13 protein-coding genes and 2 pseudogenes are annotated in these 12,836 nt (G+C 47.3%); 6 read left to right on the forward strand and 9 right to left on the reverse strand.

The genetic code is table 11. The features are described 5' to 3' along the window. Positions 1–125: 125 nt before the first annotated feature. The 6 genes from dnaB (at position 126) to A7P99_RS09855 (ending at position 4,872) form a co-directional block, all read left to right on the forward strand. Positions 126–1,514: a replicative DNA helicase gene (gene dnaB / locus A7P99_RS09185; protein ID WP_067687307.1), complete on the forward strand. Its 1,389-nt coding sequence runs from the start codon at positions 126–128 to the stop codon at positions 1,512–1,514. Between the two features lie 62 nt (positions 1,515–1,576). Then, the gene (locus A7P99_RS09845) at positions 1,577–2,248 is read left to right on the forward strand and encodes a GspH/FimT family pseudopilin (RefSeq protein WP_231863633.1); all 672 of its coding nucleotides are present in this window, start codon (positions 1,577–1,579) and stop codon (positions 2,246–2,248) included. A 44-nt stretch (positions 2,249–2,292) separates the two neighbouring features. Continuing rightward, on the forward strand, positions 2,293–2,850 hold the full coding sequence (locus A7P99_RS09190; protein WP_067528271.1) for a hypothetical protein: 558 nt from the start codon (positions 2,293–2,295) through the stop codon (positions 2,848–2,850). Between the two features lies 1 nt (position 2,851). Continuing rightward, a complete protein-coding gene (locus A7P99_RS10165) occupies positions 2,852–3,925 on the forward strand; it encodes a PilW family protein (protein ID WP_151086336.1) in 1,074 nt (357 codons plus the stop codon). Continuing rightward, positions 3,907–4,428: a PilX N-terminal domain-containing pilus assembly protein gene (locus A7P99_RS09850; protein ID WP_082880718.1), complete on the forward strand. Its 522-nt coding sequence runs from the start codon at positions 3,907–3,909 to the stop codon at positions 4,426–4,428. The genes A7P99_RS10165 and A7P99_RS09850 overlap by 19 nt, the downstream gene beginning before the upstream one ends. A 12-nt stretch (positions 4,429–4,440) precedes the next feature. Beyond that, the gene (locus tag A7P99_RS09855; protein ID WP_082880719.1) at positions 4,441–4,872 is read left to right on the forward strand and encodes a type IV pilin protein; all 432 of its coding nucleotides are present in this window, start codon (positions 4,441–4,443) and stop codon (positions 4,870–4,872) included. 62 nt (positions 4,873–4,934) lie between these two features. On the opposite strand, the gene pheT is transcribed toward A7P99_RS09855, so the two are convergent. The 9 genes and pseudogenes from pheT to A7P99_RS09225 all read right to left on the reverse strand — a co-directional run bounded on the left by pheT (position 4,935) and on the right by A7P99_RS09225 (position 12,558). Then, the gene (pheT, locus tag A7P99_RS09195) at positions 4,935–7,295 is read right to left on the reverse strand and encodes a phenylalanine--tRNA ligase subunit beta (protein WP_067528269.1); all 2,361 of its coding nucleotides are present in this window, start codon (positions 7,293–7,295) and stop codon (positions 4,935–4,937) included. An 86-nt stretch (positions 7,296–7,381) separates the two neighbouring features. Further along, positions 7,382–7,666 carry an HNH endonuclease gene (locus tag A7P99_RS10505; protein WP_231863724.1) on the reverse strand — a complete coding sequence of 95 codons (285 nt, stop codon included), beginning with the start codon at positions 7,664–7,666 and terminating at the stop codon, positions 7,382–7,384. 210 nt (positions 7,667–7,876) lie between these two features. Then, positions 7,877–8,131 (reverse strand): hypothetical protein, encoded by a 255-nt coding sequence (locus A7P99_RS10510; RefSeq protein WP_231863723.1) that lies wholly within the window; start codon positions 8,129–8,131, stop codon positions 7,877–7,879. 275 nt (positions 8,132–8,406) lie between these two features. Further along, positions 8,407–8,628, reverse strand: a pseudogene (locus A7P99_RS09205) (DNA cytosine methyltransferase); the annotation flags it as partial. A gap of 82 nt (positions 8,629–8,710) precedes the next feature. Further along, a pseudogene (locus A7P99_RS09865) lies at positions 8,711–9,059 on the reverse strand (very short patch repair endonuclease). Between the two features lie 146 nt (positions 9,060–9,205). Further along, positions 9,206–10,198 carry a phenylalanine--tRNA ligase subunit alpha gene (gene pheS, locus A7P99_RS09210; protein ID WP_067528267.1) on the reverse strand — a complete coding sequence of 331 codons (993 nt, stop codon included), beginning with the start codon at positions 10,196–10,198 and terminating at the stop codon, positions 9,206–9,208. Between the two features lie 154 nt (positions 10,199–10,352). Next, complete coding sequence (locus A7P99_RS09215; protein ID WP_067448605.1) at positions 10,353–10,793, reverse strand: DNA polymerase III subunit chi; 441 nt, start codon at positions 10,791–10,793, stop codon at positions 10,353–10,355. Positions 10,794–11,107: 314 nt separating this feature from the next. Then, a complete protein-coding gene (gene trxB, locus A7P99_RS09220) occupies positions 11,108–12,055 on the reverse strand; it encodes a thioredoxin-disulfide reductase (RefSeq protein WP_067528265.1) in 948 nt (315 codons plus the stop codon). A 95-nt stretch (positions 12,056–12,150) separates the two neighbouring features. Next, complete coding sequence (locus tag A7P99_RS09225; RefSeq protein ID WP_067528263.1) at positions 12,151–12,558, reverse strand: ComEA family DNA-binding protein; 408 nt, start codon at positions 12,556–12,558, stop codon at positions 12,151–12,153. Positions 12,559–12,836 lie beyond the last annotated feature (278 nt).

The raw sequence follows: 12,836 nt of genomic DNA on the forward strand, positions 1-12,836 counted from the left end.
GATCAGTCGGAGCACACTTCGAAAACTATCTGGAAAACAAATGAATACCGGTTCTCAGGTAGCCATGAACCACACATTAAGTAACGTATTTTTCAGGGGCCCCTATTCCCCCGCCACAACTAATTATGAATATTCAAGACCAAAGCAACGAAAGCCTCGCCCTACCACCACACTCCATAGAAGCCGAACAGTCGGTATTGGGCGGACTGATGGTGGATTCCTCCGCCTGGGACCGCATTGCCGGCACCATCTCGGAAGAAGACTTCTACCGCTACGAACACCGCCTAATTTTCCACGCCATTTCCCACCTGGCTGAACGCAACCGCCCCGCCGACACCATCACCGTGGAAGAAGTATTGCAGCGTGAAGAAGTGTTGGAGGAAGCTGGCGGCTTTGGCTATCTGGTAGATTTAGCACAAAATACTGCCTCTGCCATCAACATCTCCCGCTATGCCGAAATCGTACGTAGCCGCTCCATCATGCGCCAACTGGCACAAGCTGGCACAGAGATTGCTAGGAATGCTTACAATCCGCAAGGCAAGGACGTCAAACAAATGTTAGACGAGGCAGAAGCCAAAATTTTTAAAATCGCGGAAAGCACCAGCAGAGTGCAACACGAGTTCTTAGAGATGCCTGCCATGCTGAAAGAAGCAGTCGCCAAAATCGACAAGGCTTACTCGAGGGAAAATAAAGACGATGTAACCGGCATTCCAACCGGATTCATTGATCTAGATAAAAAAATAGCTGGTTTGCACGGCGGCGATCTCATCATCGTCGCTGGGAGACCAGCAATGGGGAAAACCGCTTTTTCATTGAATATCGCGGAAAACGTCGCTATCAGTACGCACCTGCCCGTTGCCATCTTCTCGATGGAAATGGGCGGTGTGCAGCTGGTAATGCGTATGCTTGGTTCGGTTGGGAGGCTGGATCAGAGCTTACTCAAAACCGGTCAATTGCAAGACGAACATTGGAGCAAGCTCAATGACGCTCTGCACAAACTGTCAGACGCTCCCATCTTTATCGACGAAACTCCCGCCTTAAATTCGTTGGAAGTCCGTGCCCGCGTACGCCGACTGGCTAGAAGAAAAGGCAAATTAGGGCTGGTGGTTATCGACTACTTACAGCTGATGAACGGCACCGGCCACAATAACAACAACCGTGCAGCAGAATTGGGAGAAATTTCTCGTTCACTTAAGTCACTGGCCAGAGAATTGGATATTCCAATTATCGCCCTCTCCCAACTGTCACGTACTGTTGAATCCAGAACCGACAAACGCCCCATGATGTCCGACTTGCGTGAGTCCGGTGCCATCGAGCAGGATGCCGACCTGATTATGTTCATGTATCGCGACGAATACTATCACCCCGATACCGATAAAAAAGGGGGGGCCGAATGTATCATTGGCAAACACCGTAACGGCCCCACTGGCAAAATTCCGCTGATATTTACCGGCGAATTCAGCAAATTTGACAATGCTGTACATACTGGGCATACTTACTTCACTGAAGAATAAGAATAATCCTAATCAATCCACCTATTTTTGGGTGCCCCATTCCCCGTCTTAGAGTGATGGCTATGAAAACACAACAACATATCCAGGGTTTTACCTTGATAGAACTAATGATTACCCTAACCCTTATTGGGATTATGGCCACGCTCGCCATGCCAAGCATGAGTGATTTTATTTCAAATCAAAGAATTGCTGGGCATATTGACCGTGTTGTTACCACTTTTAGATTTGCCAGAACAGAAGCTGTTCGGCGTAACGCACCCGTGCTTATATGCGGAGGAATTAAGTTAAAGTCTGACGCAAAACCTGATAATGGCTGTGATAAGGGAGGTAGCTCCCTATTGGCATTTGTTGATAGCAACAAAGATGACGACTATCAAAGTAGTATCACCAATCCTAACAGCGATATTGATTTACGCTCTGTCTTGATCGATCAAGGCAATGTCAATATCACTTATTTGGATATTGGTTTTAATAAGCTATCTACTTCAAACACTAAATACCGGTTTATATTCTTACCCAATGGTTCTTTTGGTACTGGAATAAAAAGCGGATCCAGTGTACCTTACACCTATGCCTCGCACTACATTAGAATTTCAGCCAGTGATGGCAAACGAGTACGGATGGCTCTCATTGCACCTAGTGGAAGAGTTGTCTCGTGCAATACATCTATGACGCCTGCTGTATTTGATAGGATTCAGGCAGCTGATTACAAAAACTTCTGTGCTCTCTCATAATTTTAGGAACCTTATAAACCATGGCTCATACAAAGAAATTTCCCATGCTAAAACTACAATCAATGCGCGGAAGTACCTTGCTTGAAGTATTGATATCTGTTTTTATTATGGCTTTCGGCATCATGGCTTTAATGCTTGCACAACTAAAATCTGTTGGTAATGTCCGCGAGGCAGAAATGCAAACTCGTGTTGCCCAGGCAGTACAAAACCTATCTGCAGGTATGCTGAGCAATCCAGATGTCATTACCAATTTAGGTAGTGCTAGTAACGTCAATGCCAAATTACAATATTCAAACTATAAAACCGCTTCTTGGATCAATGTTGACAGCAATCCTCCGACCGCTAATGTTATATGTGGATTAGGTTCTGCCAACTCAATCGTGACGAATAGCGAGTTTACTACTTGTATTACGAATGCGTTTGTGAATGAGTTAAAGATTGCATTACCAAATGCCGGCAATATTGCCTACAAAATAGACAGTACAAGCGGAGCAACCCCCACGACCACCATATCCGTCAAATGGTCAGAAACTAATGATGATGCAGCGGGGGCAAATAGTGATAATTATAACTTCCAATATAGTGCCGTCGTAGGAGATTAACATGAGGAAAAAACAACTTTCTCCAATTTCCCCCCTTCTTCCACAGAACACAGAGTATGGTTTTACTCTAATTGAATTCATGGTGGCCAGCTCGCTTGCCTTGGTTGTATTGCTGGCTATTGGTATTACTTACGGCACCACCAGCAGAATGAAAAGAACATCAGAAAACCGCCTAGCCGCACAACAAGATTTACGCAACGTATCAGAGTTAGTCTTACGTGATGCTCAAATGGCAGGTGCCTTCGGTTGTTTTAACATGGGTAACTTAGTCCCAAAAGAACTCCCCACTTCTCCTGGCTCAAGTGATGGTTTTCAATCTCCTGCTAAATTTCAACTTAAATTGGGTGACCCAAATTATAACGGCATTAGCACCATGAGCAATACTGATGCAAGCGCCGCATTTTCTCGCCATAACTTTATTCCCAAACCGGGATCAAAAGTTCTCGTTTTTACGTACGGGTTACATCCCACTCCTCTTGATAGCACAGGAACAAAAACAACTGGTGCTTCTGAAGAGTTAAGATCTGTGGTGCGAGCAGGCGGACATGTTGCTTTATCTTCTTGTTCACGAATGTATATTGATAAACACAGAAGCAACAACATTAAAATTAACAGCAATGAAGTAGATGTATCTGATTTTGGTACAGGCCCGCGTACATCAAACTCAAATAATAGTGCTGTTTTTTATATCCCACAAACTACACTATCTCAGGTATATAGTGCTGCCTACGTTGTTGGTCGTATAAATGGGGTTAATGACACCGATGCTCTTTACCGTTTTACCTTAGATAAAAATGGGCAGTGGAGTAACCCTCAGTTAATGGCTGCAAATATACAGAGCATGCAATATTCTGCCATATATTCTGGCTGTGACGATACTAGTACTAAGGTTACTTTTTCCGAAAATAGAGACCAGCTAAAATCAACAGCAAATATTACGCGTGTATCCACCTTACCCACCATTATTGAGGTACAATTACGGCTTAATAATAGCCCATCAACTTACGGTGTCGTGAATCAATATTTAATTCGTGCAAACGTCCGTGGAGGTAATATATGTGCCAACCTATTCTAAAACAAAAAGGTTATACTTTATTTGTTGTTCTAATCATGATGCTGGTAATTGCAATAGTTGTAATTGCTAGTATACAATCTACTAATACTGAAATGCGTATCAGCTCAAACGAAGCGGATCGGAAGTTTGCTCTCTCACTAGCCGAACAAGCTTTACGTAGTGGTGAATCTCGTATTTTAGAAGTGGGGAATGCCGAATTTGATAAACAGGAAACTTCTAATAGTTGCTCAAATGGAATTTGTGGTGGTAAAGCATCTGAGTCCACGCCAGTATGGAAACGTTCGGATGATAGTGTAGATCTGAATACCAACGGGAAAGGTAGGTACTGTATTTCTGGGAATAGCAATAAAAATAATGCTTGTTATATGGTTGAGCGTTTGGGTGGCACTCATCAGGATCAAAATGCATCGAAAAGTATTTTCCGGGTTACAGCTAGAGCATGGGGCGCAAACTCTAACACAGTTGTGACTTTGCAATCTTATGTAGAGTACATCAGCTCATAACAGGTCAAGAATATGAAAGCCCAAACTGGATTTACCCTCCTAGAGCTATTAACAGTGGTTGCAATTATTGCTATATTGACAATCATTGCCCTGCCTTCCTATCAAGCTTATGTTGAACGAACTGATTTAGCAGTTGCAAAAAATGAGTTATTAGATATTGCAGCGCAAATGCGACAAAATAAAATACTCAATAATGGTAACTACTCTACTGCTGGGCTAGCTAGCTTGATTAACTCTAAAAATAGCAACCCCACAGGCAAATATACGTTTACTTCAGGGTTTGGGAGTGGTTCATCTATTAACAGTTACTATGTATACCTCCAACCTAGACCTAGCAACTACAGAAAGTCCCTTTACATTACAGCATCTGGTACTATCTACGAATGCAAAACTGTAAGTGAGGCACAAAGCAAATCATCTTCTTGTACAATGATTAACAAATAGATTTTATTTTATATAACTAAGCCGGTTACTTGATACCTAAGCAGCCGGCTTCTTATTCTTATCTATCTTAACTGTGCACCAACAGTTTCAGCAGCAGCAATCAACCTCTGTACGATCTCTTCAACCATATCATCTGTCAAGGTACGTTCAGTATCCTGCAAAATCACTTTTACTGCCATGCTTTTCATGTTTTCAGGTAGCCCTACTCCGCGATACACGTCAAATATGGCCACTGCCTGAATGAATGGACTCTTCACAGCCAAAAATGCTGTCAAGAGATCGTCATACGATACTGTCTCCGACACCACAAACGCCAAATCCCTGCGAACCGGGTGGAATTTCGATACTGCCTGATAGCGCGTTTTTTCGCATTCCAACACAGCGGCCATATCGATTTCAAATACCAGCGGTGCTTGTGGCAAGTCGTATTTTTGCAGCCATTTCGGATGCAGTTCGCCGACAAAGCCGATGACCTGGCCGTCTGAAACGATATTGGCAGCGCGTCCTGGATGCAACGCGGGATGTTCGGTTTTGAAAAACTCAACTGCTTTGTTTTTCAATAGATTTTCCACATCTGCCTTGATGTCGTAAAAATCTGCGTTACGCGTTTTCTCGCCCCATTGTTCAGGCATCGCCGCGCCGTACCACAGACCACCGATGCGTTCGTTTTGTACAAACTGGCCGTCTGAACCTTTGCTGAACACGCGGGCGATTTCAAATACGCGCACGCGGTTTTGCTTGCGGTTCAGATTGTTTTGCAGAATTTCCACCAAGCCGCCGATGAGCGTGGATCGCATCACGGCATACTGTGCCGCCAACGGGTTTTGCAGGCGGATGGGGTTGGCGTTGGCGGCAAAATCGAGTTCCCACTGCTCGTCAACGAAGGCATAGCTGACCACTTCGCGGTAGCCGCGCGCCGCCATTTCGTTATAAACGGCAAAACGCGGACGGCAGGTTTCGGGCAGCGCCAGCATTTTCAGACGGCCTGACGTGTAATCGTCTGGGATATTTTCATAGCCGTAAACGCGACCGATTTCTTCAATCAAATCGGCTTCGATTTCGATGTCGAAACGGAAGCTCGGCGCGGTAACGCGGAAGCCTTCCGCCGTTTTTTCAGGCTGCAAGCCCAAGTGCTGCAAAATGGTTTCCACCTGTTCGGCAGGAATGTCCACGCCCAACACGGTTTTCAGACGACCTAAACGCAATTCGACCTGCTTCGCTTCAGGTAATTCGCCCTGCGCTTCCACCATTTCGCCTGCCGCACCGCCGCAGATTTGCAAAACCAATTCGGTGGCGCGTTCGATAGCATCAGCCTGCAAACGGTAATCCACGCCGCGCTCAAAGCGGAACGACGAATCCGAACCAAAACCGTACTGGCGCGATTTCCCTGCGATGATTTCAGGCGCAAACCAAGCCGCTTCCAACACGATATTTTGTGTGTCGTCTGAAACCGCGCTCGCTGCGCCGCCCATCAGACCTGCCAAACTCAACGCGCCTTTTTCGTCGGCCACTACCAGCGTGTTTTCAGACAGAGAGACGGTTTTCTCGTTCAGGCATTCCAGCGTTTCACCTTCGCGCGCGCGGCGGATGTGCAGGCTGCCTAAAAGTTTGTCGGCATCGAAAACATGCATCGGCTGACCGATTTCCAGCATCACATAATTGCCAATGTCCACCAACGCGGAAATACTGCGGACACCGCTGCGCTCCAAACGCTGCTTCATCCAATCCGGCGTGGCGGCGCGCGCGTTCACGTTTTCAATCACGCGACTGATAAAGCGGCCGCAATCGGCAGGCGCATCAATCTGCACGGGCTGTTTGCGGCTACCCGTGATTGGCGCGGCATGGATTGCAGGCTGCTTGAACGCGCAGCCGGTCAGCGCGGACACTTCACGCGCAATGCCTTTGATGCTCAGGCAGTCGGCACGGTTCGGTGTAATTTTCAGCGTGAACACCGTATCGTCCAAATCCAAATATTCGCGGATATTTACGCCGACGGGAGCGTCTTGCGGCAGAATGTGCAGGCCGTTGACACCGTCGTCAGGCAAACCGAGTTCGTCAGTGGAACACAACATCCCATTCGACACCACGCCGCGCATCTTGGTCGGCTTGATTTTGAAATTGCCCGGCAACACCGCACCCGGCAGCGAACACGGCACCTTAATGCCCGCTTTCACATTCGGCGCACCGCACACAATCTGCACCAACTCGCCCGTACCCGCATCGACTTGGGTAACGTTCAAACGGTCGGCATCAGGATGTTTTTCAACGGATTTCACTTCGGCAATCACCACACCCGTAAACGCAGGCGCGGCAGTCTCGGCTTCTTCCACTTCCAAGCCGGACATGGTTAACAGGTGTTCCAGCTTATCGGCGGAAAGTTCGGTACCGGCTTGGGTTTTCAGCCATGAGTAGGAGAATTGCATGTTATGTTCTCAATCAATTAACTTTTGTTTTATCAATTTTCGTTCAGACAGTCTGTTTTAGAATTCTGGTTAATGTTGATATTTACTCAACTCTGAAAAATATTTTCTCTGTGAAATTTTAAAAATTCCAGACTTGGGTTTAGTCTTTCAGGCAGTCTTATCATCCGATTTTCATATGGTTTAAATAAATCATCGAAGCCTTCTGCTTTTGACAGTAGTGGAGAAAATATAATCTTGAAATTTTCATCTATTCCTAACAACCCCCTGTCAAAAGCTTTATCATGTAACGCATTCAAACATAGCCCATTCCTTGGGTTTAAACGGTTATCCTTATCTTCCCTCCAGGGTTTGATATGGCTCGCAACTAACAATTCAGGTTATTTTAATCCAGTAATACAACATTGATTATTGTATGCTGCCAAAACACTGGAACGGAAAAAGCCCTGATTGACGCGTACTGATATTCTTGCAAACCTTTTCCTTCCCTTTGGAATCTCAGGTGATTCTATTTCAATATTACTATTCTCATCATTTGATTGGTATTGGGAAATGACTCCCTCAAATTCCTTATTAAGTTGCTCCTAATGTCCTGAAAACTCGTTCCATACGACAACATCCATTTTGCTGCCATTACTTAATCCCGAAATATTTTTGACTTTCAGCGTAGGATCTAAACGACCCAAATTTCCTATCTTCATACCGAGTGCGGATGGTGTCCTGCCCAGTATTGCTGCATATTCTTGAATAATAGGATTGCCCTTACTAACCTTTTGAAAAGGAATGATGTAATAAAGATAAAGGGCAACCAGGGTTTCATCTCTAGTCCATTTTTTCATTTTTATCAACTATCTTTCTGATTTGCCATAAGGAAATCATACAATACAGATTTTCTTATTCTCTGAACATATTGCTGCCCATCTAGTACTAATTTATATAGGTAAACATCATAATCCTTTAACTCCTTCCCGCTTGCCAATAACCAATCGTCTATTTCTGAAGAAAATGGTCAATGATTTCCTGTACCTGTTTATCAGATAAATTATTTATGTTTATTTTATTGTTCAAGATATAATCAGAAAGCCTCATATTTTTAAACTCTTTATTTTGATAAGGGAAACCCACACAGCACATCAAATTGCTTAGGAATGTATTGTTTGGTTTCTTCCAAAGTAATATCACCAAACGGCACTTCTCCGAAATTGGCTTCGTACGTCAGTTTGGCTTTCTCGTCCCACTCGTTCGAGAACACGCATTTCCCGCCCAAGTTCTGCATAGCGATGCGGAAGCCGCCAATACCTGCAAACAAGTCGATAAAGGTAAATTTGGGTTTCAAGACCGTCTGAAAAGTATCACTGTTTTCAAAAAGGCAGTATTGCGCTGCTTTTTCTTCCAAGTGCTCGCCTTGCTCATCATCCTTAATTTCGTTTTTGTAAATCAATTCCTCTCGCTTGGACGATTTCTTTGACTTTTTCGGCACAGCAGATTGTATTTTTAACGACATCGTTACTCCAAAAACGTAAAACCGTCCAGCCCTCGGCTTTCAGACGACCTGTTACTTCCATATCCCGTCGGATATTCCGCTCTATCTTGGTAATCCAACCCTCATGATTTCCCTTTATTTCCGCTTTTTTTTCGTTCCCAATCTTTACCGTGCCAAAACTCGCCATCGACAAACACGGCCACTTTGTATTTTTTAAATGAAAAATCAGGTCTTCCAAAAATGCTTCCGCTGTTTTTCCGATACCTAAGCCCCAAAGCCCACATCGCTTTTGCCAACACAAGCTCGGGTTTCGTCCCATTACTTTTGTTGGACTACATACATTTTTTGCGTTGCTCGGGGGTTAATCTGTCCATTTCGGGCTACCTGAAAATGTGTAGGCTGCTTTCCCATGTTCAAGCAGCCTGCACAATCATTTCGCAAACTGCTTCAAAAAGTTCAAATCGTTATCAAAAAACAGCCGCAAATCATTCACGTTGTAACGCAACATGGCAAAACGGTCGAGGCCGATGCCGAAAGCGAAACCGGTGTATTTTTCGGGGTCGATATTCACGTTTTTCAACACGTTGGGATGCACCATGCCGCAACCGCCGACTTCCAGCCATTTGCCGTTTTCGCCCATGATGTCGATTTCGGCGGACGGCTCGGTGAACGGGAAGAAAGACGGACGGAAACGCACTTGCAAATCATCGCGCTCGAAAAAGCAGCGGATAAAATCGGTGAACACGGCTTTCAAATCGGCGAAAGTTACACCCTCTTCCACCCACAGGCCTTCAGCTTGATGGAACATAGGCGAGTGCGTTGCATCGCTGTCCACGCGATATACGCGACCGGGGGCGATAATGCGGATAGGCGGCTCTTTTTTATCGAGCATGTAGCGGATTTGAATCGGGGAAGTGTGCGTGCGTAAAACATCCCCGTTTTCAACGTAGAACGTATCCTGCATGGCGCGGGCCGGGTGGTTTGCAGGGATATTCAGTGCTTGGAAGTTGTGGAAATCATCTTCAATTTCCGGGCCGTCTGCTACTTCAAAGCCCATACCGTGAAAGAGTTCGACCACGCGCTGCAAAGTCAGGGTTACGGGATGCAGGCCGCCATTTTCCTGCGTGCGTCCGGGTAGGGTAATATCGAGTGCTTCGGCGGCAAGCTGGGCTTGCAGTTTGGCTTCGGCCAATTCGGCGCGTTTGGCATCGTAGGCGGCTTGGAAACGCTGCTTGCATTCGTTGATGAACGCGCCGACGGTTTTTTTCTCTTCGGGCGGCAGGCTGCCGAGCTGTTTGAGCAGGGCGTTGAGTTCGCCGGTCTTGCCGAGGTACTGGGCTTTGACGAGTTCGAGGGCTTGCTGGTCGGCGGTGTTTTGGATGGCGGCAATGCCGGCGGCGGCAATTTGTTCTGCGTTTTGCATATTTTATTGTGAAATGATGATAGGAATGAGGCGGCACACCTATAGGCTACCTGAAAAATCCGGCAGCAAAACTAAAGGCGGGAAAGGCGGCATTTTAGCCGAAAATGGGCTGTTTTTATAGCAGGCCGGCAAAGCAGACGATAGATGAAATGGGCTAGGCTTTGCCCTGCATATTGTGGTGTTCGATTTTGAAACCACCGCTACGGTAGGCAGCAAAACGACGGCGAGCGGTGGCAAGCTGGGTTTCACTGTGGCCAACGATTTCCAGCACACGTTCCGGCGTATTCGGCGCATCACTCCACAAGCCTGCCGACAAGTTCAGCACAACCATGTGACTTCCCACCGCTGGCAGGATTTCGCCTTCAGCCAACAATATCAGCGGCTCGGCTGGACACGATGTTTCAGGTAGCCAGATTTCATGCGGCAGGAAGCTTTCGGCCTCGAATGCCCACAATTGGCGGTCGAGGGTTGCCAGCTGTTCCGCACTACTGCCCCAAACTAGCACACGGCAGCCGGCTTCAACTGCGCGTTTAGCCAAACGGCAGGCGAAGATTTCTAAATCGGCAACGTGGGTGTAGAAGGTAACGGTGGGCATGGAGGCTACCTGAAAAATGGCAGGGAGGCTGAAGCCGGCAAACCAGTTTGCCTGTGCCCTGCGGCTGGATTGGCTACAAATGGTTTGGGCAGGGTATTTGGGATTTTCAGGTAGCCTGTATTGTTACCCGCCATGCTGGTTCCCAGTGGGGAATATTGTGGGCAGGCTACCTGAAATCTGGTTAAGGCTAAAGGCTACCTGAAAACGCAAGCTGCAACGTAGTTAAAACGATGTCTTGGTCCAGCCAAGGCTGGGGTTCTGCGAAGCTAAATCGGCTTTCGGAGGTTTCGTTTTTTCAGGTAGCCTGAGTGCATTTAATGTTGCCGGTCGAGCCAGCGTTCGGCATCGAGAGCGGCCTGGCAGCCGGAGGCCGCGCTGGTGATGGCTTGGCGGTAGGTGTGGTCTTTCACGTCACCCGCCGCCCAAATGCCTTCGATATTGGTTGCGCCGACGTTGTCGCCGCTGCCCTCTTTGGTTTTCAGGTAGCCTGCGTCGTCCATATCGAGCTGGCCTTTGAAGATGTCGGTGTTGGGTTTGTGGCCGATGGCGATGAATACGCCTTTGACGGTGATGTCTTCGCTGCGGCCGTCGTTGAATTTCAACCGCGCGCCGGTTACGCCGCTGTCGTCGCCCAATACTTCTTCCAATACGGCTTCGGTTTTCAGGATGATTTTGCCCTCTTCCACTCGGCGCATCAGTTTGTCCACCATGATTTTTTCGGCACGGAAGCTGTCGCGGCGGTGTATCAGGGTTACGGTGTTGGCGATGTTGGCCAGGTAGAGTGCTTCTTCCACGGCGGTGTTGCCGCCGCCGACAACGGCTACGTCTTGTTTTTTGTAGAAGAAGCCGTCGCAGGTGGCACAGGCGGACACGCCGCGTCCGGCGAAGGTTTCTTCGCTCGGCAGGCCGAGGTATTTGGCCGATGCGCCGGTGGCGACGATGAGTGCGTCGCAGGTGTATTCGCCCGCATCACCGATGAGTTTGAACGGGCGTTGCTGCAGTTGCGCGGTGTGGATGTGGTCGAAAACGATTTCCGTGCCGAAGCGTTCGGCGTGGGCGAGGAAGCGCGCCATCAGTTCGGGGCCCTGCACACCGTCGGCATCGGCAGGCCAGTTGTCCACTTCCGTGGTGGTCATAAGTTGGCCGCCTTGTTCCAAACCGGTAATGATGATGGGATTGAGATTGGCGCGGGCGGCGTAAACGGCGGCGGTGTAACCAGCGGGACCAGAACCAAGGATGATGAGTTTATGGTGTTTGGGCATATTCTTCTCCAAATAAAATGGTATTTATTGTACCCGCTTTCGGGCATAAAAACACCGCCGGTAATGGCAGGCGGTGTATAAGCATTTCGTACTTATTAGGGGTTGGCCGCAGCTGGTTTGTTGGCAGCCGGACGGGTGGCGGCAGGTTTACTGGTAGACGGTTTAGCTGCGGGAGTAGCCGGTTTGGCGGCAGCTGGTTGCTGCTGTTGCTGCTGAGTAGCTGGACGGGCGGCAGGAGCACGGGCAGCCTGACCATTGCCTATGGTAATTTCTGAAGAAATCTTCTGATAAATGCCGTTACCGATACCACGTACATTTTTAATGTCTTCGGGAGATTTGAACGGGCCATTGACTGTGCGATATTCCACAATTGCAGCAGCCTTAGCCGGACCGATGCCATTCAAGGTTTGAAGCTCTTGCGCGGTGGCTGTGTTAATATTAACTTGTGCTAATACCCAAGAAAAACTTAACAGGGTAAAAACGACGAAAAGAAACTTCTTCATACAGAACTCCTTATACAATTAATCAGGCGAAATACTGCTCCTTAAAGATACAGTATTCACGCCATGATAGCCTGACATTACTTATCACACAAGCATCTTTACCCATAAGTAACAAATAATTGCATTTTACCTTATGCGAAGTTGGTTCGTTCTTCCTTTTCCAACTCACACTGTACCGCTATCCCGGATTTCCATTCCTTTCATCATACTCCCACAAAGCACAACACCCGCCATCAGGCAGGTGTCGTAAATAGGTGTTTGGCAGTGTCCTACTTTCG

It is taken from the genome of Eikenella sp. NML120348 (genome assembly GCF_001648435.1).
GTDB lineage: Bacteria > Pseudomonadota > Gammaproteobacteria > Burkholderiales > Neisseriaceae > Eikenella > Eikenella exigua.